Here is a 24,684-nt window from a genome sequence, read left to right on the forward strand (position 1 = left end):
TCGGGAATCGATTAATAGACAGCGAAGTTCATCGATCCGCCGCGCGAAGTCTAATGCATTGGCCTTCAACACCTCCATGGCTGGCCGCGATGACCTTCATTTTCCAATTCTATGATTCGATCGTTAAATTCGTTCAGATGCTTTTGCAGTTTCTCGATTTCGTGTTGAACAGGAAAACGCGCAAATATTTGTCGACCTTTGCCAGGATTTCTGCACGCATCGCCAAGAGGTTACCGAGTCTCGGTTGCCGTGCGGTCATGGCCCCTCCGAATCGCGCGGTTGACTACATCATCCTATAACCAGCCCGGCGAGTGTGACAGCGCGTCATCGAGACGACGCAACGACCGCATGGGCGCCGGCAAGAATAAAAATGGCCCCAGCGCGAAATGTGCGCCGAGGCCATCCAAAGTATTCCCATTTCAAATAGCCAAACGGGGTAGTGGGTACCCGTCCAGCGCTCTCATACAACCGGGAAAGTATGGCAACGTCTGTCCAGTAGTGAACAGAAGATGAAGGCGCTGCCTAAGGGAAAGGGCTCCCCCTCCTCGCATCGCCCTCAGCGCCACGCCCCCGCATTGGCGCACTGGAATGGCGCCCCCGGCGTTAGGCCCCCTCAAGGCTGGGGCCATTTTTGAATAACTAGACGATCAACCTACCCTGAGGTTCTCGGCGGATTCTTTCCCGCGGTTGGCCACGACTTCGTAGCTCACTTTCGCACCTTCATTCAGATTGCTTAGACCTGCCCTCTCGACGGCTGAGATATGGACGAACACGTCCTTGCCACCAGTGTCGGGCTGAATAAATCCATAGCCCTTCGTCGCGTTAAACCACTTCACTGTACCTATCGCCACGTCAATTCTCCCCATTGATTCTAAAACACGAAAAGATGGGGACCGAAATCCGGCGAAAGAAAGGGCCCGCTAGCGTGCACAGCGGGTAGGAAAAGCCGCCACTGGAGCCGTATCAGCGACGGCTCTTACGCATTACTCCCCGCGAGGATGTCTCACCGGAGTATGAGGTTCTGGAGTGAATGCCAAAGGAGGCCCTTATGCGCATTCTGGCCTTGGCAATTTTGGCAATCGGGATGATCCCGATAGGGTCGGCGGGAGCGCAGACGTACGATCCAGCTTATCCGGTTTGCATGCGGGTCCATGCCCACTATTACGAATGCCGCTACACGTCGCTGCCTCAGTGCAATGCGTCGGCATCGGGCCGCGCCGCCCTGTGCTTTATCAATCCATATTTCGTGCGCGCGGAAAAGCCCACGCAATATCGGCGGCATCCCGGGGTCTACTAAAGTGAACCGGATTGGCCGCCGCCAGCCCTGCGTCGGGGCCGTTCTAAACGCGCTCGCTAATGCGGCGCTTCTCCGCGTGGCCCGACGCTCTTGTGAGCGCCGGGGTCAATCTTCTAGTCGGGGGACTGCTAGTCGCAACGGCGGACCCTGCGGACCGAGCCGTCGTCGCGCTCAATCGTGACGGTGCGGCATCCGCCGCGATATCCGCGATCATATCCGTAGGCGCGATAAGCTCGATCGGAGTAACGCGACTGCGGGCCCACTCTCACGCCACGGAGGGGAGTGTCAACGGCAACTTGAGCTGACGCGGGTGCAATGGAGATCGGCGTGGCGATAGCGAAACCAGCAACCGCCACCAGCCAGTAACAGAGTTGTTCTCATAAGAGTTGTTTCCTCCTGAGTTATTGATTGCTTTCCAACATCCCCGGTAGGGCAAGGTTCCTGCGCGCGAAAATGGCGGGCGGCTCAGACTTAGGTCGTCTGAAGCCCGCGGGCTCTTGTCGCCAAATCAGACACCCGGGCTCGCCGATTTTTTTCTAGCTGGTTTCCCCCGTGGACGCCTCGGAGGCCGGCGGCCCCGCCGGGCTTTATGGTGAGCGGCGGGGCCCGCGCCAGCGGAAGGGGTTCGGACCGGTATTCCGCCGCGCGGACAACCAACCGCGAGCACGGCGACGGGTTCTTGCTGCTTGAGATCGCGCTCGCGCGGGCCCCGACGCCGCGCGCTGGGTCAATGCGGGGGATCGGCGGCGACGGGGAACGCAACGCCGGCTTACGCCGCGCAATAGTAACAACGCGCCGGGACCTCGACTGTTTCTGAGGGGGTATAACGCTTATAGCCCCTCCATCCCCCGCGCTCCTAGTTTGCGAAACTTCCGCTCGCGGGCACACACCTGAGCGATTTTTTTCCTAGGCCGCCCTTTTAGAGGCGCCACCTTCTCCGACATCGCTCGTGATCTCGCCGACAAGCTCCTTGCCGCGATAGACCTGCACTCTTTCATCGGGCGCGATGGGCCAGACCTTTTCGCGCGCAACGGCTAAGGCGGATTCGAGCGTCGGCTTGGCGGCGCGGTACTCGCAATTTCGCGCCTTAACCGTGTAGGTTTCCTTGGTCATGATGGGCATCCCTAGGTGCAACCTCCGGGGGTCGGACAATCAGCTGCGAGCCGTGATCCGATCGTGATCCTCGCCGATGACAGAAGCTGGACGCGCTGGCAGAGTCGCACCGCGCGACGGTGCTGCGCAGAACCTGGACAAGCAAAATCATGTAAGGTCACTTCTGGAAGTCACGCCAACCCGCGAGCGCGGGCCGCCCGTGCATTTAACGCGGCAGGCCGAGGGATTGCACCGGCTAATGCCGCCGAGTGTTCTTGAGTTCATGAAGTGAAAGAGGCCGCAGCTGAGGCGGCCCGGAACGCACAACGCCGCCAAGCGGAATATGATCGCTTGCCGGCGGTGCGAATAAATACTGGAATCTCAAATCCCCAGCAAGGTTACCTCTGCACAGGTCGCGCCAAGGTTCAATGACTAATCGGGGTTACCCTCTAGCTGGCTTGAATCGGAGCGCCATGGGCGCAATAGCGCCCCCGTCCGTGCGCTCGCTGAACAAGCAACCGGCCTCTTAGCTCGGCCGGCATAGTTTGATTGCTGTATCCACTGACGAAAACAATCGGGACGCTTCGTCTATCGAGGATATGGACGACCGGGGTTACAAGAGAACCCGCGATGTTAATGTCCAGCAGGGCTAGATCGAACGACCCCGTTTCAGCCAATGACATGGCTGCCTCAATATTTGCGGCTTCCGAAACGGTCAAGTATCCCAGTTCTTCCACGATTTCAGCCAACATCATCCTGATCAGGGTTTCGTCCTCGACCAGCAGTGTGGAGATTGTGCGCATCAGGACCCAGACTAGTCGGCGACCGAGTTAGTCATCTGTCTTCGGGCGGCTTGATGCTGACCGGCGGCCGAACCTCGCCAACCTGATCCTTTAGATCGGCGGCGGCGTCCACCAGCCGAGCGGCTAACGCGGGATCAGAGGTTGCCTTCGCCATTTTTAGTAGTGCCGCCGCTGCTTGGCGGGCATGGAAGCGACTTTGAGACATAGTTCCCCCATAGCCGTTCCCCCATAGCCCCTAATCTTTTGCGCATCACTGTGGAGTTCGCAGAGCTCCCGAACGGGGTTTTCGTTCCGCAGCGGCGTTCAAGATTGCACCAAAATGCCTCCAATCAGGGACGTGATCGCTCCTGCCACCACCTCCGGGGTAATCCCAGTGTGACCCAGGCTCTCCTCGTCCGCAAAACCTCGCCTGCCAGGTCTGCAAGCAGTAGTTGCGACTTTTTCCCAAACCTTACTAGAATGGTCAAAAATCGCGCTACAGGCATATGGCCTCAACGGTGGAGGGACCGATGCCACTAACCAAGTACTGCGTCTACGTAATAGGCGCGGATGAGGGAATTCTAGGCCGGATCGACTTACTCTGCGAAGATGACACGGCGGCGAAAGAGCGCGCTGAGCATCTTCTTGGAGAGCACGCGATTGAGCTCTGGCACAGCGATGAGTTGCTGGAGAGATTTGATCCAATGCAATAGCGGCCACCAGCCGAAGCCCGGGGTTTGTAGTCATGGAAACCCAGCCGGAAAAAGAGGAGCGCACCGAGCTCACCCATAGCCAGATCGTCGCGCCGCCGCGTGAGTCGATCCTGACTGACGTGGAAATCCAGCCGGAAAAAGAGGTCAGCCGTCGCGGGATCAAAATTCTCATGGTTGAATCGTTGGTCGGGACGCTCTTGGGCAGAATCAGTATCGGCAGGATTGAAGAGGACAATATTGTACGGGACTCTATCCGGCGGATCGGCGCGACTGATCCGGCAAACGTTCAGATGATCGCTGCTGCGCAGCTGGAGTTATTGGCGGAATATCATCAGATCGCGCTGGCGCAATCACGCCGCATCTTCTTTTGGGCATTAGTGGGTTCGGGAGTTGGGCTGATTTTCTTGCTCGCAGCATTTGTGCGGGCGTTTCCAACTGAAATCGCGTTCATTTCCGGCGCTATAGTCGAAATCGTAGCAGGCATTGTTTTCGTTCTTTATGGCAAGCCAATACCGCAACTCAATACGTTTCAAAGAAGGCTAGACGATTTACAGCGCTACATTCTAGCTAATAGCCTGTGCGAGGCCCTTGACGGAGACGAGCGAAACAAGGCTCGGGCTGCCCTGATACAGGAAATAACCCGGTCCTAAGGCAGTGCAGAATTCGAGCTTAACGCTGCAAGTGCGAAGGCTAATGCCCCATCGATGGAGCCCGGTAGGATCACAGGAACTAGCGCCGTTGCGCCGCGTCCCTGTCACTCTTCCACGCCGAGAACGCCTTGAACGCTTCCAGCCTGACCTCCTCGCTTGGCGTGGCGTCGGGATGCAGCGCCTTCGCGATCAGACTGCTTGCCTTGAAGGTCAGGCCGCCCCCGTTTGCGATCTCGTTGTTGTACCAGTCCCACATTTGACGAAGTTGGGATTGCAGCTCCTTGTTCTTCTCCTTGAGGCGGGCAATTTCGCTGATCGCCTTGGTCTTGGCAGACTTGGCGGCACTCTCCTGGCGAGCACTCCTGGCGAGCAAGCGCCGTCTCTAGGTCGAGTACGCGCTGGCGCAACAGGTAGTTCTCGGCCTGTGCCAGTGCCAGCTCCGCCTTGTTGGATGCGACACGCAGTGTCTCGATGTCCACGTCCCGCTTGGTGCGCCAGCGCCCCTGCCGTTCTGCATTGCTTGTCACGATGAAAGCCATCGGGTCACTCGATTGCACTACAGCGTGTCGGGGGTGCGCGTGGGGGCTGCGCTCAACTTGAACGCTTCCCTTCCTGCTCAGCCATCAGCATCCGCTCGATGCGGTTGGCTTGCTCTTTCGTCAGATCAACCGCCAGACTGGTCCCAATCATTGCCGGCCCCTTACGTTGCCGATCGTAAACCATCCAACCCTTGCACCCCTGGCGAACCAAGAACCTGGATGGAGGAGACGCCTTGTCGCACTCCTCCATATGCGACCCCGCGTGTTTGATCATCGGACCATCACCTCAGTCGAGGCGACCGCGTTCTTAAGATCGCTTCGGTCGAGATAGTCGAAGGCCCGCTGCTTGCACCGCTCGACATATTTATCGCGCGGCATGTCAGTTATCAGGGAACGTTCCATTCTCGCCTCCCCAACCGATGACTGTTTCTAATCCAACAATGCAGGTTGGCCGGAACGGACTTGACCTGTCTGTTCGAGAAGATACAAACAGGCCCTCTTTTGGTCGCAGTGTGGGAATTAGGACACTGACCTCCCGAATCCCTAAAGCAAGAAGGCGGATCCCACTGCTGACCCGGATCCGGATATGGACAGCAACAATTTGACCGCGGAGTTCGAGCAAGGCTTAGCTCGCATCCTGCGATCGGGTCTAACGCGGAAGCGCGCGTCGCAGCCCGAACGAAGCGAGACGGAGAACGACTGACCATATCTATTGAGATCGTATTGATTGGTCCAAGTAGAGACGCACGACGCTAGTCCAACAACGCGCCCTAGGCTGCGGAGCACCTATCATGCTTTGCATCGCCACCGTCTGTGTGCCTGCTGCCAGATTAAGCGAGTCCCACGGCGCTTGCCGCACCGGCATGCCAAGGCGCGGTGCCGTTCACGCGCAGCAGTTAGGCCTCAGAGGATGAAGTAGTCAGGAGCCAGAGGCGCCGACCCAACAACCACACCAAAGTCGGCCATGTGATCCCCGTTGGCGTCGGCTGACAGAACCCCGTTGCTCAATCGAAGCTGTCCTGCTGCGGTAAAGGGATCCGATCCTATGAAGGTAAAGGCTTGATTGCCACTGACCAGCGTGTTGGCATCGACAGCACTAAGGTCGATGCGATCTCCTGCGGCCCCTGAAAACGCGATAATGGTGTCCCGCGCAGAATACGGACTTTCCACGATGCTCTCGAAACGGAACGTGTCCGCCCCGCCTTCGCCGTCCAACCGATCGATACCAAGACCTCCGATCAGCAGATCGTTCCCGTTTCCACCATAGAGCTTATCGTTCCCGCTCCCTCCGAGCAGCCTGTCATTGCCGGCATCGCCATACAGATAATCATCGCCGGCCAGACCCGAGAGCGTATTGGCGTTTCCATTGCCATAGAGGTGATTGTTTCCGCTGTTTCCGGTCGCGTCGAGGGGACCTGAACCAGAAAGACGCAGCTTTTCGACGTTTTCGGGCAGGGTATAGGATACCGTTGCAATGACGGTATCGAACCCGCCTCCGGGCTGTTCGCGTATTTCAGTGGTCGCGGTATCAACGATGAAAGTGTCGTTGCCATTCCCTCCGACGAGCACAGGACCGGGGCCGGGCACAAGGAGGTCCAATTCATAGGCACGAAAATAATCTACATACAGCATCTGATGATCGAGCGCTGGATCAATCGGCCAGCCACCACCTGCGGCCAGATCGATCATGAACATCAGATCCGTGTTGAGGGTGGCAGGCGTGGGCAGCGAAAAGTGGGCGCCGCCGTCCATGGAGAACGTTATGGTATCTGGTCTGATTTCAACGCCGAAGGTATGCCATCCTGTCGTCAGCACACTTTGCCCGACTACGTTCTGATGGGATTGGTTGGTGTGGCTTTCCAGGACCGTTCCGTTCCAATTCCAGTCGTGCAAAGAGCTTGAATATCGATCGGCCAGCGCGATGCCGTGCTGCTCCATCACGTCGATCTCAAAGACATGGTCTCTTGTTGGCGAGAGACGCTCTTCCTCAATGCCCCAGAAGGCGGGCCACACGCCCTGGCCTGCGGGCAACCACATTCTGATCTCGTAGTACCCATAGGGATCACCATCCTGCGGAGTGGCGCTGGTCCCGTCCGGAAACGTGTTCGAGATAAGACCGCTCTGGAGTTGGCCTGCCGCATTCCGCGTCATTTCGATCTGCAGGGCACTCTCGCCGCCCTGTTGCACGATCGAGAACGGAGAACTACCGCCACCAACAGGCAAGAACGAAGCGCTACCAAAGCCGCCGCCCCAAGGCTGAGCGGTGTACCAATTGGCCGTTGCCGTCGTGGTGTTGGCAATACTCAGCCCAGCAAATTCGTCTGCAAATACGAGGGAATAGTTGGCTGGTGCAGGCATGTTTCCCTCGCCATACTTAAGAGATTCCGCGCTTGAAGTACTCGGACACCAAGGTCAGATCGCGACGATTGCCTCAAGCTCTCTCGAAGAGACCATCAACTTGCTGTGAAATGTTAAGAGAGCATAGCCCCACATATTGCGACATACCACGGCGATTTGGTTGATGCAGCGAGATAGGAAGAAGAGCCTCGGCCTTAGAGCGCGAGGAGAGCAATTTTCTCCAAGTTCGCACGCGACCACGACTCTAGGATCAGAAAGGAAGAAAGCTACGCTGAGCGCAATTCGGTGCACCTGAGGAGCTGAGTCATGAACGCACCCGCGAAATCCTTTTTAGATGCCCTGCAAGCCGAGGGACCGGCCGCCGATCGAGCCGAAAAAATGACTCTCTACGGCCAGTTTGTCGGAGGCTGGGAGTCCGATATCGTCAGCTATGAGGAGGATAGCACCAAGCACACCGGACGGGGCGAGATTCATTTCGGCTGGTTGCTAGAGGGCCGCGCGATCCAGGATGTCTGGATGATCCCGCGCCGCGCCGAGCGCCGTCCTGGGATGCCGGCGATGCCGGTCGCGGGCAACTGGTACGGAACGACACTGCGAGTCTACGATCCTGGCCTCGATGCCTGGCATATCCTCTGGAGTGATCCGGCAACGCAGGTTTACGCGCGCCAGATTGGACGGGCGCGTGGCGCCGACATCGTTCAGGAGGGGAAACTGCCAACGGGCGCTATGCTTCGCTGGCGCTTCACCGAGATCACGGCCAATTCGTTCCATTGGCTCGGCGAACATTCGGCGGATGACGGCACGACCTGGCGACTTCAGGTCGAGGTGTTTGCGCGCCGCATCAGCTCTGCTTGAGCGGGCCGTTAAGGCGCTACGCTGGGCATACAGGGAAAACCAGATACCGCGACCAATAGCTGGCTGTGCGAGCGACAGCATGAACCCATCGAGATATCCAGTATGGGCGGAGCTAGCGGTGCTGACAGCGGCCTTTGCGCTAAGCCACGCATTTCGCACCGTTGTGACCTTGGTTGCCATGTCCCTACGCTCGGAGCTGGCGCTTGGCAACGAGACCATAGGCTTAGTCGGCGCCGCCTTTCACATCACATTCGGCGTCATGCAATTGCCGATGGGGCTAGCATTGGATCTCTACGGCCCCCGACGCGTCGTCGCCGTTGTCTTTCCAGTGGCGGTGGGCGGTGCGATCCTTGCGGTCTTGTCGTCCGATGCACAGAGCCTGGTCGCTGGTCAGTTGCTCATCGGACTGGGCTGCTCACCGGTTTTCCTGGCCGCATTGGTCATAATTGGTCGCAGCTACCCGCCAGAGCAGTTCTCGCGTCTGTCGGGAATCGTGCTCGGTGTCGGCGGCGCGGGCATGCTGATCACTGGGACGCCGATGGCATGGCTGGTGGACGCCTGGTCCTGGCGAGCTGCCTACCTCGTCCTCGCCCTGGCCTCTCTTGTGGCATGGGCCCTCGCCCTGCGCCTGCTTTCCTCCGAGCCGTTCATCGAGGATCGGCAAGGTCAGACGTTCGCTGCCGCGCTGCAGCAGACGAAGGCGATCCTCGTCGAGCCCCAGACCATGGGCATCATCGCCTTGGGTGCGGTCACCTATGCATCTTTCATCAGTCTGCGTGGTCTGTGGCTGGTGCCGCTCTTGACGGACAGGCACGGCCTGACGCTGATTGAAAGCGGTCACGTGGCGCTCGCCGGATCGATTGTTGTGCTTTTCGGTCCGCCTCTATTCGGTCGCGTGGATCCCGGCGGTCGTAAGCGTCGACCGCTAATCGTGGGTTGCACGATCGTATATGCCGGTCTGTTTGCGCTCCTTGCGAGTGGGACATCCGCAACCAGCGACGTAGTGTTGACCGTGATAGTGAGTGGGCTGGCTGGCTACTTCGTGCTCCAATACGCGGACGTACAGTCATCTTTTGCACCGGCTGTGTTAGGGCGCGCATCGGCGATCTTCAATACCTCGATGTTTCTCGGCGTGGCAGGGATGCAATGGATTAGCGGGCTCGCTGCTTCTGCCGCAAGCGAACATGGCATGGACCCGCTATGCGCTGCGCTGTGGATCATCTCCGTATTGTTACTGATAGGCGCCGGCGCATTCGTTTTCTTGCCTTCGTCTAAGCACTCGCCCAGCGAGTAACTGTGAATCGGCGAGCAGATTGACCCCCGTGTTCTCATCTGCGAACGTTACTCTCATGGAGCCGTCGCGGCATGCGCCAGTCACTTCCAGTCGACCCCTTGAAAGCAGACATATTCAGTGCGGGCCGCATGTCTCAAAGGGGCCCAACAACGGACCTTGGTCGGCGCCGATAAGTTCGCGCCGCATGCACACACGCCCGACAATACCATCGTGTCGTCAGGCAGCCAGTCGGTATTGGGCTTGGCAATGTGGTTGCGACCCATGGTCTTCGCGATGGAAGCCCATGGCTTCGCAACTGATCAAGATCGTTGTGCTGGACGCCTGACGAGGCCGACGCCGAGAGCCAGCACGCCGACCGCCAGCAGCACCGCACCGACATAGGCTAGATAGATGAACTCGTTCGGCGCCTTTGCCTCGGGCAACAGCATTGACAAAAAAAAGGCGGCGGGGACCAGGATCGCAGCGATGGGTATCGAGCCCCGCACGATCCACCTCATGAGATTGGAGAGGTTGGCCTCATCAACGTAGCGGAGCGCCACAAGTGCCAGGATGAGCCAGACGCCGGCATGCGCGTGTCCGGCGCGCCATAGATCCTGGCGCAATGGGTTCTCCATGTAGGCCGGATCGCCAATGAGAAGCGAAAGTATGCTTACCCCACCAACCATGACGGAGGGCAGGACGATCAGAAGGATGCCGGCCAAGAGACGCGATTCGTAGGTCATGATCACCTCCGATTGTTCGAGAAACTTGCGATTAGCCTGAGGACGTGGCCGCGGCCGAGGCGGATTACGTCAACCACGCCTTCATGCAGTGGCTGGTAGCAAATCACGTCAGCTTTACCTACAAAATGAGACCTGAGCTCGGCCTGCCAATATCGACGTGATGGGCCACGAAGCGATATCGGCCCTTCGCCTCGGGGGAGGCTTTCCACCTGGGTGGTAGTAGCTAGCCTCGTGACGGCTAGAAACCATTTTATTTTGGGCGTCATTTCACCAAACGCGCCTGCCACCAGATGAAGAGGGGCGCACCTATTATTTCAAGGGCTGTGAATCCAATGAATGGCAGCGGTGGCGGAGCGAGAAACAGCATCGACATCAAACGACCAACGCCACCCAGAAAAATCATACCCCACAACACACGAAATAGAAGAGTTTGCTTTTCGACGTTTGGAATGAGCCAGTAGAGCCCGATTCCGAGGCCGAGCCACACGCCGCTGAAGAAGCGAAGATTGCTGTCGAGCAGCGCGTTTGCTGGGATCTTGGCGGATGCGTAAATTGGATCGCTAAGCCCGAACATGCCAATGATTCCGGTGACAATCGGGATGGCACCAAGCAAGGCGGTTGCAATCTGAAGGCCTCGCTTGTTCATGCGCTTACTCCGATCCAACAGCCGCTTCCTGGCATGTGCATCACCTGTTGCTTTCCAAGGAAGTCGCTGTCGGTCGCCTGAGGCGCGGTCCCGCGGCCCAGCGCAAAGCTCTAGCTAAGCGGCAGAACCACATGACAACTTCCCATGTTGCCCTACGGCCGTCGCCGCAGCGAGTAAGCCAGATGGCCGAGGGGTCAGCCGGCCTTGAGGCACCAGCCGCGCGTGGCGTCCCGCTCGATCACCGTGGTGCGCATCCCGAACGGATCGGGCGTTACGCCGCGAATCCAAAGCTCTACGCGAGCGACGTCGATTGTGACGAATATGGCGCCCGAGTTATCCGGCCCGCCAGGAGCGAAGGCATCATAGGCGGGTTTCCAGCGTCTGCGGATCTCGGGCTTATCCTCGACCAGACTGGCTTTCCCGGCGAGCGCGACAAAGGCATCGTCGGGATCGTGCTGGAAGATGACGGAGACGTGGCCGACACGACGCATGTCGGCCACCTTGGACGAGCGAGCATCGGTGATGAAGCGGAGCGTCCAATCATCCTCGTCGGCATCGAGCGGCACCCGGCCCATCGGCCGGGCTCTGATACCACGCTCGACAGCGCTAGTGACCAGCCAGCAATAGCGCACCTTTCTGATTTTCTCGGCGGCGGCGCCAAGGAGCCGGTTCACGTCGGCAGCATTGTCCGGAAGCGACATTGTCGACCCCTTCGGTTGGTTGCGCTCAGACTCAGCTCGTTGCGCCGCTCGTGGCCAACTGCCGGCCCATCGCCTGGTGCAACGCGTTGATCGCCTTCAGCGGTCGGACCATCACTTTGAAGTGGTTGATCCGATCTTCTGAATTCCAGCTAATGATGTCGACGGCGTTGATCGTCAAACCATCGATCCGAGTCTCGAGCTCCAACACAGCCGATTGCTGACTGAACCAGCGGTTGACCCAGCGGAACTCCGGGCTGTTGAGCACCTGCACCGCTGCGACCAGGTATGCCTTGGTGATCGCGCGACCAACCTGCGGCGCATGCACGATCGGAGATTCGAATACCACGTCGTCGGCCAACAACTGGTCGAGCAGGTCGAAGTCACCGCTCTCTGCTATTTTTTCCCAGTACTCGCTTGCCAGTAGGGTCATGGCGTCTCCTTATCGCGGTTTCCCGCAGTTTGTGGGTGGATCAAGGATAAGGATCGAGGTGTCGTGGCTGCCGCCCGTTCGGACCAAAGCGTTCGCAAAAGGCGACCGACTGAGGATTCACGCCCGCTTGGAGAGGAGTGCATAAAGTCGGTGAAGTTGTCCCCCTGTGGAAGCAACCACGAGAATCCGGACAGCAGGATCGGCCTCGGCTTTGCTATTCTCGATGGCTTCGAGCAGACCGTCGTACATCGACTCCGTGATGGCATTCTTCTCGGGCCGATCGAAGCGCGCGCGAGCAATAGCCCCAGCACCTTCGAACTGGTATGCTCGTTGAGCATTTGTGATCTCCTGACGGTTAGACGGTTGTCGGCTTTCGACCGCTAGGTATCGAGGTGACTGCGGCGCCTGACGACGTCGGGAGGCATTGCAGCGCCTCCTGGCACCATTCGATACAGGCCTCCTCGTAACGCAGGCCCATCCGAAGCCCGAGCAGCCGGCCAGTTTGCGACAGGCTGAGCGCCTTGCCGGAAAAATGTCGCTCTAAGATCGCTTTAAATCGATGAAGGCGATCGGCGTGCAGATCCAGCCGTTGCATCAGTTGCGCCCGCACTGCACTGATATCAACGTGCTCAAGCGCATAGAGGCGCACCAGCAGATCATCCTTGATCGGCGCTGGCGCACTCGGCCTTTGCGACCAGGTCTTCAGCGTGGCGAGACCGGATTGCGTGATTGTGTAGATGAGTTTGTTGGGTCGGCCACTTTGAACGACTTCATGGACGTCAACGTGCCCTCTCTCCTTCAAGCGACCTAGCTCGCGGTAGATTTGCGGGTGGTCTGCCGTCCAGAAGAACCCGATCGACGCGTCAAAGGACTTCGCCAAGTCATAGCCGGACATCGGCTGTTGGGTGAGAAGCACGAGAATGGCGTCTGAAAGGGCCATGGTTCGATCCCGCGATGGGACCCATATATGGACTAGTGTACGTATGTGTCAAGTTACATATCAGGGAATCCTGGAACTTACGGGATCGGCTCATTTCCTTGGACAGCGTCCTTTCGGACCGCCGGTAAGACTGGCCTCATCGAAGCCCGGTTCCGGGCCGACACCATTCAGGCGGCTGCTGCTCCCGCGCGCTTTCGCCCAGGACATTACATAACGTTCACGCACTAGTGTCTATTGACGATTATTAACATTTATCAGTGAGCACTCGATACTTCTCATCAGCGTCAGCACAAAGGAGTGTCTGATGTTGGTCCAGTCGATTTTGTCGAGCTACTCCAGACTGTTAGTGGGGGCATTGCTGGCACTGCTGGCGGTTTTCTTGGCCGGCTGCTATGAGACGGTTGCCGAAAAAGTCGGGCCCTCTCGCCCGGTTCTGGTCGCCACCGCGCATTACGAGGCTGAGCAGCCTGAGCGCAGTTTTGTCGGCACAATCCGGCCGCGGGTCGAGGCCGACATGGGTTTTCGGGTGCCCGGCAAGGTGGCGAAGCGCCTTGTGGAAGTAGGCCAGACCGTCGATGTCGGCCAGCCGCTCGCGACCCTCGATGAGGTTGATCTGAAATTGCAGGCCGAACAGGCCGAGGCCGAATTCAGCGCCGCCACCGGGGTGCTGGCCCAGGCGGGCGCCGCCGAACAGCGCGCCAAGAATCTACGCGCCAAGGGCTGGACCACCGATGCGCAGTTCGATCAAAGCCGCGCCGCCGCCGATGAGGCGCGTGCGCGGCTCAATCGCGCCGAGCGCTCGGTCAATCTCACCAAGAACTCGCTTTCCTACGCGACGCTGGTCGCCGACAGCCGCGGTGTCGTCACCGCCACCTTGATCGAGCCGGGTCAGGTCGTGGCCTCTGGCCAGACGGCCATTCGGGTCGCGCGCTTTGCCGAAAAGGAAGCCGTGGTCGCGATCCCGGAGACGCTGGTCGGCCGCGCCAAAGACGGCACGGCGAGCGTGACCCTATGGTCCGAGCCGAACCGGAAATACGCCGCGAAGCTGCGCGAGATCGCGCCCGCGGCCGATCCGGCCACGCGTACCTATCTTGCGAAATTCTCGCTGCCGGAAGCCGATGACAAGGTTTCGCTCGGCATGACGGCGACGCTGACACTCTCAGATCCTGCGACCCAGCGCGTCGCGCGGCTGCCATTGTCGGCGCTGTTCAACGAAGGCGGCAATCCCTCGCTCTATGTCGTCGATGACCACGGCGACGTGACGCAGAGGCCGGTTGCCGTCAAGGCTTACGAAAGCAACGACGTCGTGATCACCGGCGGCGTCGACGAAGGCGCGAAGGTTGTCGCGCTTGGCGTGCAGAAGCTTGACGCCGCCCAGAAGGTGCGGGTTGTGTCGTCGCTGTCGTTCTGAAGTCGAAAACCGTGTCCCGTCATTGCGAGGAGCAACGCGACGAAGCAATCCAGTAATTGCCGACTTAAGGCCTGGGTTGATCGCTTGGCTCGAATGACGATCTCGGGATCATCGTTGGAGAGTGCGATGAAACGCTTCAATCTTTCGGGCTGGGCGGTCAGTCATCCGGCGCTGATCCTGTTCCTGATGATTGTGCTCGGCGCGGCCGGCTTCTTCTCCTATCAGCGGCTCGGCCGTGCCGAGGATCCGTTCTTCACGGTGAAAGTGGTCAACGTCACCGTGATCTGGCCGGGCGCGACGTCAGCGGAAATGCAGACTCAGGTCGCCGATCCCATCGAGAAGAAACTGCAGGAATTGCCGTTCTTCGAGAAGGTTCAGACCTATTCCAAGCCGTCGTTCACGGCGATGCAGGTCACGTTCAGGGACTACACGTCTCCCAAGGACGTGCCGCACCTGTTCTACCTGCTGCGCAAGAAGTTGGACGATGTGCAGGGGCAACTGCCATCTGGCATCCTTGGCCCTGTCGTCAATGACGAATTCAGCGACGTCGACTCGATCCTTTATATGATGACCGGCGACGGCGCCGATTACGCCGAGCTGAAGAAGGCCGCGGAAGGCTTTCGTCAGCGGCTGCTGCGGGTGCCCGGGGTGAAGAAAGTCAACCTCTACGGCACCCAGGACGAGCGTATCTATGTCGAGTTCAGCCACGCCAAGCTTGCGACGCTGGGCGTCACACCGCAGGCGCTGTTCGACTCGCTTGCCAAGCAGAATAACGTCACCCCGGCCGGCACGGTCGAAACGTCGTCGCAGCGCGTGCCGCTGCGCGTCACCGGCGCGCTTGACGGCGTGAAAGCCGTTGCCGAAACCCCGGTTGAGAGCAATGGCCGCGTGTTCCGCTTGGGTGATATTGCAACCGTAACGCATGGCTTCGTTGATCCGCCAACTTTCACGGTTCGCCAGGAAAGCAGGCCCGCGCTCGGCATCGGCATCGTTACCACCAAAGGCGCCAACATCCTCGAGCTCGGCAAGGACGTCGAGAAGGCGACCGCGGACTTCATGAAGGCGGTGCCGCAGGGCATCGATGTCGAGCGGATCGCCGACCAGCCGAAGGTGGTCGAGCATGCGGTCGGCGAGTTCATGCACTCCTTCATCGAGGCACTGGCGATCGTGTTGTTCGTCTCGTTCGTGGCGCTTGGCTGGCGCACCGGCATTGTGGTCGCAACGTCGGTGCCGCTCGTGCTCGCGATCGTCTTCATCGTCATGAGCGCGATGTCGCTCGACCTGCACCGCATCACGCTGGGCGCGCTGATCATCTCACTGGGATTGCTCGTCGACGACGCCATCATCGCGGTCGAAATGATGGTGGTGAAGATGGAGCAGGGCTGGGATCGCATCCGTGCCGCGTCCTTTGCCTGGGAATCCACGGCGTTTCCGATGCTGACTGGTACGCTGGTCACGGCAGCCGGGTTCCTGCCCATCGGCTTCGCCAACTCGGCGGTCGGCGAATATGCCGGCGGCATCTTCTGGATCGTCGCGATCGCGCTGGTCGCGTCCTGGTTCGTGGCCGTGATCTTCACGCCCTATATCGGCGTCAAGCTGCTGCCGAACATGAAGGTGCACCACACCCACGATCCGCATGCGATCTACGAGACGCGTCTCTATCGCGGCCTGCGCGCCGGGGTGCAGTGGTGCGTCAACCATCGCATCAAGGTGGTGGTGGCGACCGTTGGCGTGTTCTTCGCTTCCATCGTCGGTTTCGGCAACGTCCAGCAGCAGTTTTTCCCGCTCTCCGAGCGTCCCGAACTGTTCCTGCAGCTTCGCTTGCCGGAAGGCACCGCCTTCAACGTCACCGAGAAGGCGGTGAAGGACGCGGAGAAGCTGTTGGAAGGCGACAAGGACATTTCGACCTACACGGCCTATGTCGGCCAGGGCTCGCCGCGCTTCTGGCTCGGCCTCAACCCGCAACTGCCGAACGAGGCCTTTGCCGAGATCGTGATCCTCTCCAAGGACGTCGAGGCGCGCGAGCGCGTCAAGGCCAAGATTGAGCACGCGGTCGCCAATGGTGCGATCAGCGAGGCACGCGTGCGCGTCGATCGCTTCAATTTCGGTCCGCCGGTCGGCTTTCCCGTCCAGTTCCGGGTCATTGGCCCCGACGCGGGCAAGGTGCGCGACATCGCCTACCAGGTGCGCGACGTCATGCGGCAGAACCCGAATCTCAAGGACGTGCAGCTCGACTGGAACGAGCAGTCGCCCTATCTGAAGCTCGTCGTCGACCAGGACCGTGCCCGCGCGCTCGGCCTCACCCCGCAGGACGTCTCGCAGGCGCTCGCCATGCTGATCTCCGGCGCGCCGGTGACGACTATCCGCGACGGCATCGAGAAGGTCGGCGTGGTCGCCCGCGCCGTGCCGTCCGAGCGGCTCGACCTCGGCCGCGTTGGCGATCTGACGATTACGTCGAGGAACGGAGTGGCTGTGCCGCTGCAGCAAATCGCAAAAATCGAATATGCGCATGAGGAGCCGATCCTGTGGCGGCGTAACCGCGACATGGCGATCACCGCGCGCTCCGACGTGGTCGACGGCGTGCAGGCGCCCGACGTCACCAACCAGATCTCGCCCAAGCTGCAGGAGATCCGTAACCATCTCGAGCCGGCCTACCGGATCGAGCCGGGCGGCGCGTTCGAGGAATCGGCCAAAGGTAACGCCTCGATCTTCATCCTCTTCCCGATGATGGTCATGGTGATGTTGACGCTGCTGATGATCCAGCTGCAGAGCTTCTCGCGCCTGTTCCTGGTCTTCCTCACCGCTCCGCTCGGCATCGTCGGCGCCTCGCTCGGGTTGAACGTCGCCAACCAGCCCTTCGGCTTCGTGGCGCTGCTCGGACTGATCGCGCTGGCCGGGATGATCATGCGCAACGCGGTAATCCTCGTCGACCAGATCGAAACCGACGTCTCCCACGGCCTGACCCGCAAGCAAGCCATCGTCGAGGCCACCGTCCGGCGCGCCCGCCCGGTGGTGCTGACGGCGCTGGCCGCGATCCTGGCGATGATCCCACTGTCGCGTTCGGCGTTCTGGGGCCCGATGGCGATCACCATCATGGGCGGCTTGTTCGTTGCAACCTTCCTGACCCTGCTGTACCTGCCGGGCCTTTATGCCCTGTGGTTCCGCAAGAGCCTGGAGGAAAGCGGCACGGGTGAAGAGGCTGCTTCCGCAAGGCTGCATGACGGGAATGCACGCCCGGCAATTCCGCTTGCTGAAGCGGCTGAATAATTGAACATTGAAGACAAATCTGAGTCCTGACACATGACGCTGGTTTCGGAACATATCGAAAGCGACACCCGGGAGCGGATTCTCGTGGTGGCGGAGCGTTTGTTTCGCGAAATCGGCTATCAGAAAACCACCGTCGCCGACATCGCCAAAGAGCTGCGTATGAGCCCGGCCAACGTCTATCGCTTCTTCGATTCGAAGAAGGCGATTAACGAGGGCGTCGCGCGCGGCCTGATGGGCGAAGTCGAAGACGCCGCCCACGCTATCGTGATCAGGTCGGGCTCAGCGGCCGATCGGCTGCGCGAGCTGTTGACCACCGTTCATCGCATGAACTCGGAACGCTATGTCGGTGATTCCAAGCTGCACGAGATGGTGGCGATCGCGATGGAGGAGAGCTGGGACGTATGCGTGGCGCACATGCAAATCATCACCGAGAGCATCGTCGGCATTATCGCCCAGGGCGTCGCGTCGGGTGAATTCGAGGCTCCGGACGTGCCGCTCGCGGCGGGATGCACCTGCACCGCGATGATGCGCTTCTTCCATCCGCAGATGATCGCGCAGTGCGCCACCAAGCCGGGGCCGTCGATCAACCAGATGATCGACTTTATCCTCGCGAGCCTCGCTTCGCGTGCGAAAGGGACAGGCGGGGCGAACTAGCATTGCGGGGAGCGCGGCGGACGAAACAATCCAGCCTTCTATCGCAGCTCTCTGGATTGCCTCGCTGCGTTCGCAATGATGTAGGGCCTCGCGAGAGCGCGTGCGACGGCTCTTTGGGAGCTCCTGCATCGGGAGCCAATCACAGCGCGAACTCGCGAATTGAAAGGGCTCGATTTGCGCCATGCGGTCGAGCGCTGGCGCGTGTTCTGGAAGGGGGAACTGGCCGGGCCGTGAAGCGCCCGCGGCGGCGTCGCCTCGAACGTCTCGAACAATCGCAAGGAGGACCATCATGAGCAAAATGAACTCTGTCGTTCACTTCGAAATGCCCTACGACGACCGCGAGCGCATGGCGAAGTTCTACCAAAACGTATTTGGCTGGCAGACACAGATGTTTGGGGAGGAGATGGGAAACTATGTCCTTGCCACCACAACCGAAACGGACGAGAGTGGGCCTAAGAAGCCAGGCGCGATCAATGGTGGCTTCTTCCCGAAAAAGCCCGACTGGCCGGCGCAATATCCTTCGCTCGTCATCGCGGTCGATGACATTCAGGCCGCGATGAGGCAAGTGACTGATGCCGGTGGCACGGTACTGGGTGAGCCGTTGGAGATTCCGGGCGTGGGCCAGTACGTCTCATTCTTTGACACGGAGGGCAACCGCGTAAGCATGCTTCAGCCCATTCCGCGCAATTAACATGCCCCCCGAAGACGGAATAGGGAGGAGGAAAGAGAGGTCGATGCCCAAGGCGTTCCTGTTGCGCGCCCTGAGGTGATTGAATGACGTTTGATGTCCGCTTCGGGTCTTGGTCGTGTGAAAACTCCAGCGCCCGCCGCGCACTTAGAAACATCTCGACCGCGTGGGAAAAGGAGTGCGTGGAATGGGCACCATAAACCTGCGGGCGGAGGACCTGTCGGCGGCGGCTCTGAGTGCACCCGCCGCGATCAGCCGACGACCAACATGTTTCGATGGAATGTTCTTGTCTTGAAAGAACACGACTTCGGCCCGATACTGGATCGAGGTCCTTGGCTATCATAGCAATCCGAGGAGGCAATCATGGCAATCCAGATCGTGATGGACCGCACCGGCGACAGCCGTCATCCCTTCAACTCCCACGACGCAAAAGAACTGGCGAAGGCCGAGCAGCGGTTCTACGAGTTGACGAAGGTCGGCTTCACCGCCGCGGTCCGGACCGGTCCAGGTCAGGTCTCCCAGATTCGATCGTTCGACCCAAACGCGGAAGAGACCGTCTTCTTCCCCAGGCTGGTCGGCGGGTAGTCGGCCTTCATGTTCGGCTTTCGACCGTTGCCGCCAGGTGGTCTCTCCCGCAAGAGAGCGACGCGAGCCCTTTTCATCAGGCACGGCGCCGAGGGCACGCCGGAGGGCCGATCACTGCGGCTATTGCAAAAATGGCTGTCGCCGAGCCAGCGGGAGCAGTTCGGCAAAAGGGGCTACTTTGAGGTCGTCGGAAGCGACAGCGGAAAGCGGTACAGGATCCACGCCGGGGCCTCGGTGAACGTGTGCGAGATCGACGAAAGAGGTCGCCTGCAGGAGGGGTTGTGTTTCATGCCGATCGGCGCGCTGCCGATCGGAGACGTCATGCTCGCCCAGAAGATCGCGCTGGAGACATGCGAGGACAAGGCGCGCGCTGTGGCCCGCAGGTTCACTCCTAGCGGCTTCCATTTCAGACAAACCCGACCTCTCGGCTGACCGCGCGGACCGAGTCGTTGCTGCGCGCAATCCCTCTTATGTCGACTTGCGCTGGGGTTTGGCGGCAGGTTTTTTCGCACCCGCTTCCTTGGCCGGCTTCTTGCCGGCCTATCACGCTGGTAGCACGAAGCCGTCCTTGAGGCCGTGCAAGCGCGGCTTGATCGCAACCCGGACAAGATGCGTCTGCGTCGCCAGACGGTCGAGCATCCCTTCGGTACGATAAAGTCCTGGATGGGATCGACGCACTTCCAGACGAAGACACTTAAGCACGTCGGTACCGAAATGGCGTTGCACGTCCTCGCCTACAACACGAAAAGGGCAATGAGCATATTGGGCGTTGGCGCCGCACCAACCCCTAGCACCCGTGTTTTTACACAGCCTGGACCCAACACGGACATGCGGGAACGTTCCACGTGAGCGGCATTTTCCAGCGACGCAGCTTGCCGGAACTTGTCGGCTCGATGGAGGGGTTACGCCGGATCAAGCGCACTGATGGTGACGTAGTATCCGTCAGGATCTCGGAGCGAAAACTCCGCAGTTCCAGTGTTGTGATTTACATGTGGCTCTTCTTCCAGTCGGCTGACGAGCGCGCGCGCCCTTGGCAAAGCTTGATCAAAGTTGTCGACCCGGAAGAACAAGAGGAGGCCGTTGCCAGGCTTAGCGTCGTGGGGACTTGTCAACGAGGGATGCTCGTGGGCTCCCCACTCGTGGAGACAGAGCAAGACTGTTCCGTCCGAGTCGACGATTTGCCCGAAGTAGTCGTGAGCAGGAGCCGTCTCAGGCAGGCCAAGTAGCGACTGGTACCACCTGAAGCTCTGCGACACGTCAGCTACGCCAATGATCGTCCACGTGCGCTTCACGGGTTCTTCTCCGGCCAAACAATCGATAGATTGATCTCTGAAAAATACCACTGGCAACAATCAATTACGTCCGAAGGTCGGCTCATGGCCAGACTCGGACCTCCGGCGATGTCCGTTTATCGTGCCGCGCTTGGGGACATGCGGAAATCAACCTGGCCGCCTCGCTTGAGTACATGGGCCAATCGGTGGGGCTTTGACATAGGTTAAGCGGCGCGAAGCAGGATTTGTGAGTCCACACCCTAGGCACGTGAATTTCGCCACATAAAGTCTGTTGAGCTTTGTGGCAGAAGCGTTCGACGGAAGCCAAAATCTGGTCGGCGGACTTGGTCCATTTGAAGGGCTTCGGGTTTTTGTTGTGCAGGTCGATGAAGGTACGGATGTCGGCCTCAAGCTGCCTGACGGAGGTGTGGACACCTCGCTGGATCTGCTTTCTGGTGAGTTCTTGGTTAGCCGTCCGCACACCGTAGGATCGCCCGGCACCGCTCAGATGCCTCTCCAAGTACGCTCGCTCCTGCGCACTCAGCACTAACAGCGCGATCGGCCAGCCTCTCACACCTGCACTCGCCACAAGCGCTCTCCTCCGGACGTCCTAGCGCTCATTTATGTGACGAACTTGCATTCCAGATGACTAGCTCGCAGTCCGCCCTACGGCATGGAATCTACACAAAATCGATGTGCTTGTTCAGCGGCAATTCGCGGATGCGTTTGCCGGTGGCGGCGAAGATGGCGTTGGCGAGCGCGGGCGCGGCGGGCGGAACCGGAGGCTCGCCAATGCCCCGAATGGCGCTGCCGTTGTCGGTCGCGCGTACCTCGATCACCGGCGTCTGGTAGAGACGCAAGCCTTCGTAGGCATGGAAGTTCGTCTGCTCGGGCATGCCGTCCTTATAGGTCAATTCGCAATTGATGGCGTGGCCGAGTCCCCAGATGACGCCACCCTGGACCTGATTCTCGAAATTCTCGGGGTCGAGCACTTTGCCGACGTCGGCCACGACGAACACCCTGTCGATCTTGATACCGCGCGGCGTGTTGGTGACCTCCACGACTTCCGCGACGGGCACGCCGAACGACAGCGTGAACGCGATGCCGCGCCCGCGGTCCTTGCCGGGATCGCTGCCCCACTTTGACATCTCACCCACTGCATCCAGCACTTTGCGTGACGGCTCGTGCCAGCAGAGCCGGATCAGTTCCTTCAGTGGATCGGCGCCCGCCGCGCGGATCAGCTCGTCAAGGAAGCAGGCGTGCAGAAAGCCGTTGCCGGACGCGCCGACCGAGCGCCATGAGCTGACCGGCACCATTTCCGGGACGCGATAGCCGGTGACGCGATAGTGCGGAATCCGGAACGGCTGATCCCAGGCACCCGCGACGATGGCGGTGTCGGGTCCGAAGGTCGGGATGCCCAGCCGGCCAAACCACGAGGCAGTCACCGAAGGGCAAGCGAGCTTAAGATCATAGGCCTCGACCTTGCCATTCTTGACCGCGCCGCGCATGCGCGCCATGCCGAGCGGACGCGGGACGTCGTGACTCATGTCCTCCTCGCGCGTCCAGGTCATCTTGATCGGGCGTCCGGGATGCGCCTTCGCCAATTCGACCGCCTGGCGGACATAATCGTGTTCGAGGCGCCGGCCAAAACTGCCGCCCGAAAACAGGGAATGCAGGTGGATGTTCTCGGTGCGGAGCCCCGTGACCTCAGCCGCCATTGCAACCACGAACAGCGGAATCTGCGTCCCCGTCCAGATGTCGAGCCGGCCGTCCTTCAACTGGACCACGGCATTCATCGGCTCGAGCGGCGCGTGTGCAAGATATGGCACTTTATACTCGGCCTCGAGCACGCCAGCAACCTGCAGCGCCGCCTCCACATCGCCGTCATCCTTGAGCCGGCTGTCCTTGCGTTCCGCCGTGAAGGACGCAGCGACCGTCTGGAACATGGCCGCGCTGGATGATGGATAGGGCGATGGTCCCCAATCGCACTTGATCAAACTTGCCGCCTTGAAGGCGCGCCAGGTGTTGTCGGCGATCACGCCGACGCCACCGGTGATCGGCACGATCGCGATGATGCCTCTCGACTTCTCGGCTGCACTGGCATCAAAACCCTTGATGCCGCCACCGATTCTCGGATTGGTGCGCACCGTGGCGTAGACCATGCCGGGCATTTTGATGTCGATGCCAAATGTGGCCGTCCCCGTTGATTTCGCAATGATGTCGACGCGCTGCATTGACTTGCCGAGATAGCGCCACTCCGCCTCGGGCTTGAGCCGGACATCTTTCGGCGGATCAATCCGGGCGGCGTCCGCGGCCAGGGATGCGTAGCTGAGCGCTTCGCCGCGTGGCGTGATCACGCTGCCGTCGCTGGTCTTCAGTTCCTCCTTGGCGATGCCGGTCCGCTTTGCGGCGGCCTGCAGCAAGACGTCCCTCGCGACCGCGCCAGCAAGGCGCATCTTCTCATAGGCGTCGGGGACGGTCGACGATCCGCCGGTGATCTGCAGGCTCAAGAACTTGCTCATGGCATCGCCCACGACACGCGCCTGGCGAGCAATCAGACCGTCGTTGGTCGCGGCAAATGGCAGGCCTTCCGCCGTCACCGCGCCGTTGTAGTAAGCGGCGCTCGGCGGTCCAAAATCCACTTTGATGTCGTCCCAGGCGACATCAAGCTCTTCCGCAACCAGCGCCGCGAGCACCGACGCAACGCCCTGGCCGACATCGGCGCGCGGCGTGATGATGGTCACCCCGGTCTGATCTATGCGCACGTAGGGCGTGAGCGCGACCTGCCCATCGCCGAGCTGCCCCAACAGCGGATTCTCCGGCTCGCGTTTGTACGCATAAACACCGAACGCGACGCCGCCTGCGATCGCCGCGGAGCCGATCAGGAATGTACGTCGCGCGATCGTGCCGAGCCTGCTCATGTCGCGCGTCCCTTGAGCTCGCGCGCCGCGGTCTTGATCGCGGCGCGGATCCGCGGATAAGTGCCGCAGCGGCACAGATTGCCCGACATCGCCTGGTCGATGTCGTCGTCGCTCGGGTTGGGGTTGACTCTCAACAGCGCGGCGGCCGTCATGATCTGGCCGGACTGGCAATAGCCGCATTGCGCGACCTGGTGCTTTAGCCAGGCCTTCTGCACGACATGCATCGCCTCCGGCGTGCCCAATCCCTCGATCGTGGTGATGTCGCCTTTAATGTCCGTGGCCGGCAGCGAGCAGGATCGCACCGCCTCGCCGCCAACATGCACCGTGCAGGCGCCGCACATCGCAACCCCGCAGCCATATTTGGGTCCCGTGATTCCGAGTACGTCGCGCAAGACCCATAGCAGTGGCATCTCGTCTTCGACGTCAACCTGATGCGTCTTGCCGTTGACGATGAGCTGCATGCGACCTCCGGAGCCCCTCGGGGCGTAACGGTCCTTGACCGCGCCGGCATAGTTGCCCGTCACGTGACAGTTGCGGCAGCCTACGCCAAAGTCTTGGCGCTGTCATGAAGATCACGAAGACTTGCAAGATGATCTTGATTTGAATCGATGCGGCGCCGTCCCATTGACTAACGAGTGAGCAGATCGGCTTCGAAGCGTGTGAAGCTGCGTCCGCTGCCGGCGCTCCTGCGACATTGGGCGACGCCAGAATTAAGTCTGAGATACTCTACCGCGGACATTCGCGCGTCATTTGGCCCGGATCGAATCGCGATCGCGCTTTAGCTGATTGTTGAGATTCACATCCGCGCAGCACTCGCTCGCACCTAGCGGCTTTCGGCCCCGCCACCCTCCCCTGCCGTATGGGACTT

The 24,684-nt window shown here is 60.1% G+C and carries 24 protein-coding genes and 2 pseudogenes; 11 read left to right on the forward strand and 15 right to left on the reverse strand.

Going from position 1 to position 24,684, the window contains the following annotated elements; translation table 11 throughout:
• Nucleotides 1–647 precede the first annotated feature (647 nt).
• Complete coding sequence (locus ACH79_RS41790) at nucleotides 648–851, reverse strand: cold-shock protein (RefSeq protein WP_057838296.1); 204 nt, start codon at nucleotides 849–851, stop codon at nucleotides 648–650.
• A 197-nt stretch (nucleotides 852–1,048) separates the two neighbouring features.
• On the opposite strand from ACH79_RS41790, the gene ACH79_RS41795 reads away from it, so the two are divergent.
• Nucleotides 1,049–1,297: a DUF3551 domain-containing protein gene (locus ACH79_RS41795; RefSeq protein WP_161855963.1), complete on the forward strand. Its 249-nt coding sequence runs from the start codon at nucleotides 1,049–1,051 to the stop codon at nucleotides 1,295–1,297.
• 906 nt (nucleotides 1,298–2,203) lie between these two features.
• Here the strand turns inward: ACH79_RS41795 and ACH79_RS41800 are convergent.
• The gene (locus ACH79_RS41800; RefSeq protein WP_161855964.1) at nucleotides 2,204–2,410 is read right to left on the reverse strand and encodes a hypothetical protein; all 207 of its coding nucleotides are present in this window, start codon (nucleotides 2,408–2,410) and stop codon (nucleotides 2,204–2,206) included.
• A gap of 428 nt (nucleotides 2,411–2,838) precedes the next feature.
• A complete protein-coding gene (locus ACH79_RS41805; protein ID WP_161855965.1) occupies nucleotides 2,839–3,192 on the reverse strand; it encodes a response regulator in 354 nt (117 codons plus the stop codon).
• A gap of 724 nt (nucleotides 3,193–3,916) precedes the next feature.
• On the opposite strand from ACH79_RS41805, the gene ACH79_RS41810 reads away from it, so the two are divergent.
• Nucleotides 3,917–4,534: a hypothetical protein gene (locus ACH79_RS41810; protein WP_161855966.1), complete on the forward strand. Its 618-nt coding sequence runs from the start codon at nucleotides 3,917–3,919 to the stop codon at nucleotides 4,532–4,534.
• 79 nt (nucleotides 4,535–4,613) lie between these two features.
• On the opposite strand, the gene ACH79_RS41815 is transcribed toward ACH79_RS41810, so the two are convergent.
• From ACH79_RS41815 to ACH79_RS41825, 3 genes are all read right to left on the reverse strand, one after another.
• Entirely contained in the window at nucleotides 4,614–4,907 is a 294-nt protein-coding gene (locus tag ACH79_RS41815) for a hypothetical protein (RefSeq protein ID WP_161855967.1), read from the reverse strand.
• Between the two features lie 436 nt (nucleotides 4,908–5,343).
• Nucleotides 5,344–5,475 carry a hypothetical protein gene (locus ACH79_RS44930; RefSeq protein WP_256380296.1) on the reverse strand — a complete coding sequence of 44 codons (132 nt, stop codon included), beginning with the start codon at nucleotides 5,473–5,475 and terminating at the stop codon, nucleotides 5,344–5,346.
• Between the two features lie 501 nt (nucleotides 5,476–5,976).
• Nucleotides 5,977–7,431, reverse strand: coding sequence for a M10 family metallopeptidase C-terminal domain-containing protein (locus ACH79_RS41825; protein WP_161855968.1), 1,455 nt, complete (start codon nucleotides 7,429–7,431; stop codon nucleotides 5,977–5,979).
• Between the two features lie 306 nt (nucleotides 7,432–7,737).
• Between ACH79_RS41825 and ACH79_RS41830 the strand changes: the two genes are divergently transcribed.
• Both ACH79_RS41830 and ACH79_RS41835 read left to right on the forward strand, forming a co-directional pair.
• Entirely contained in the window at nucleotides 7,738–8,286 is a 549-nt protein-coding gene (locus ACH79_RS41830) for a hypothetical protein (protein ID WP_161855969.1), read from the forward strand.
• A 118-nt stretch (nucleotides 8,287–8,404) separates the two neighbouring features.
• On the forward strand, nucleotides 8,405–9,580 hold the full coding sequence (locus tag ACH79_RS41835) for an MFS transporter (protein ID WP_202639145.1): 1,176 nt from the start codon (nucleotides 8,405–8,407) through the stop codon (nucleotides 9,578–9,580).
• 299 nt (nucleotides 9,581–9,879) lie between these two features.
• On the opposite strand, the gene ACH79_RS41840 is transcribed toward ACH79_RS41835, so the two are convergent.
• From ACH79_RS41840 to ACH79_RS41860, 5 genes are all read right to left on the reverse strand, one after another.
• Nucleotides 9,880–10,302, reverse strand: coding sequence for a hypothetical protein (locus tag ACH79_RS41840; protein WP_202639146.1), 423 nt, complete (start codon nucleotides 10,300–10,302; stop codon nucleotides 9,880–9,882).
• 262 nt (nucleotides 10,303–10,564) lie between these two features.
• Nucleotides 10,565–10,948, reverse strand: a complete 384-nt coding sequence (locus ACH79_RS41845) for a DUF4345 domain-containing protein (RefSeq protein WP_161855971.1) — start codon at nucleotides 10,946–10,948, stop codon at nucleotides 10,565–10,567.
• Nucleotides 10,949–11,142: 194 nt separating this feature from the next.
• Complete coding sequence (locus tag ACH79_RS41850; RefSeq protein ID WP_161855972.1) at nucleotides 11,143–11,649, reverse strand: pyridoxamine 5'-phosphate oxidase family protein; 507 nt, start codon at nucleotides 11,647–11,649, stop codon at nucleotides 11,143–11,145.
• 31 nt (nucleotides 11,650–11,680) lie between these two features.
• Nucleotides 11,681–12,079 carry a nuclear transport factor 2 family protein gene (locus ACH79_RS41855; protein WP_161855973.1) on the reverse strand — a complete coding sequence of 133 codons (399 nt, stop codon included), beginning with the start codon at nucleotides 12,077–12,079 and terminating at the stop codon, nucleotides 11,681–11,683.
• Nucleotides 12,080–12,434: 355 nt separating this feature from the next.
• On the reverse strand, nucleotides 12,435–13,019 hold the full coding sequence (locus ACH79_RS41860) for a PadR family transcriptional regulator (protein ID WP_161855974.1): 585 nt from the start codon (nucleotides 13,017–13,019) through the stop codon (nucleotides 12,435–12,437).
• Between the two features lie 304 nt (nucleotides 13,020–13,323).
• Between ACH79_RS41860 and ACH79_RS41865 the strand changes: the two genes are divergently transcribed.
• From ACH79_RS41865 to ACH79_RS41895, 7 genes and pseudogenes are all read left to right on the forward strand, one after another.
• On the forward strand, nucleotides 13,324–14,430 hold the full coding sequence (locus tag ACH79_RS41865; protein ID WP_161855975.1) for an efflux RND transporter periplasmic adaptor subunit: 1,107 nt from the start codon (nucleotides 13,324–13,326) through the stop codon (nucleotides 14,428–14,430).
• 126 nt (nucleotides 14,431–14,556) lie between these two features.
• Nucleotides 14,557–17,697, forward strand: a complete 3,141-nt coding sequence (locus ACH79_RS41870; RefSeq protein ID WP_161855976.1) for an efflux RND transporter permease subunit — start codon at nucleotides 14,557–14,559, stop codon at nucleotides 17,695–17,697.
• A 33-nt stretch (nucleotides 17,698–17,730) separates the two neighbouring features.
• The gene (locus tag ACH79_RS41875; RefSeq protein WP_161855977.1) at nucleotides 17,731–18,351 is read left to right on the forward strand and encodes a TetR/AcrR family transcriptional regulator; all 621 of its coding nucleotides are present in this window, start codon (nucleotides 17,731–17,733) and stop codon (nucleotides 18,349–18,351) included.
• 289 nt (nucleotides 18,352–18,640) lie between these two features.
• Nucleotides 18,641–19,042: a VOC family protein gene (locus ACH79_RS41880; RefSeq protein ID WP_246738346.1), complete on the forward strand. Its 402-nt coding sequence runs from the start codon at nucleotides 18,641–18,643 to the stop codon at nucleotides 19,040–19,042.
• A 360-nt stretch (nucleotides 19,043–19,402) separates the two neighbouring features.
• Nucleotides 19,403–19,624, forward strand: a complete 222-nt coding sequence (locus ACH79_RS41885) for a hypothetical protein (RefSeq protein WP_161855978.1) — start codon at nucleotides 19,403–19,405, stop codon at nucleotides 19,622–19,624.
• A 9-nt stretch (nucleotides 19,625–19,633) separates the two neighbouring features.
• The gene (locus ACH79_RS41890) at nucleotides 19,634–20,056 is read left to right on the forward strand and encodes a hypothetical protein (protein ID WP_161855979.1); all 423 of its coding nucleotides are present in this window, start codon (nucleotides 19,634–19,636) and stop codon (nucleotides 20,054–20,056) included.
• Between the two features lie 123 nt (nucleotides 20,057–20,179).
• Nucleotides 20,180–20,473 (forward strand): annotated as a pseudogene (locus tag ACH79_RS41895) (transposase); the annotation flags it as partial.
• 53 nt (nucleotides 20,474–20,526) lie between these two features.
• On the opposite strand, the gene ACH79_RS41900 reads toward ACH79_RS41895, so the two are convergent.
• The 4 genes and pseudogenes from ACH79_RS41900 to ACH79_RS41915 all read right to left on the reverse strand — a co-directional run bounded on the left by ACH79_RS41900 (nucleotide 20,527) and on the right by ACH79_RS41915 (nucleotide 24,277).
• Nucleotides 20,527–20,967 carry a VOC family protein gene (locus ACH79_RS41900; RefSeq protein WP_371419496.1) on the reverse strand — a complete coding sequence of 147 codons (441 nt, stop codon included), beginning with the start codon at nucleotides 20,965–20,967 and terminating at the stop codon, nucleotides 20,527–20,529.
• A 199-nt stretch (nucleotides 20,968–21,166) separates the two neighbouring features.
• A pseudogene (locus tag ACH79_RS41905) lies at nucleotides 21,167–21,358 on the reverse strand (IS630 family transposase); the annotation flags it as partial.
• A 217-nt stretch (nucleotides 21,359–21,575) separates the two neighbouring features.
• Nucleotides 21,576–23,816, reverse strand: a complete 2,241-nt coding sequence (locus tag ACH79_RS41910) for a xanthine dehydrogenase family protein molybdopterin-binding subunit (protein WP_161855981.1) — start codon at nucleotides 23,814–23,816, stop codon at nucleotides 21,576–21,578.
• Nucleotides 23,813–24,277 (reverse strand): (2Fe-2S)-binding protein, encoded by a 465-nt coding sequence (locus ACH79_RS41915; RefSeq protein WP_161855982.1) that lies wholly within the window; start codon nucleotides 24,275–24,277, stop codon nucleotides 23,813–23,815. Before ACH79_RS41915 ends, ACH79_RS41910 begins: the two co-directional genes overlap by 4 nt.
• Between the last annotated feature and the right edge of the window lie 407 nt (nucleotides 24,278–24,684).

This window comes from Bradyrhizobium sp. CCBAU 051011 (assembly GCF_009930815.1).
Lineage (GTDB): Bacteria > Pseudomonadota > Alphaproteobacteria > Rhizobiales > Xanthobacteraceae > Bradyrhizobium.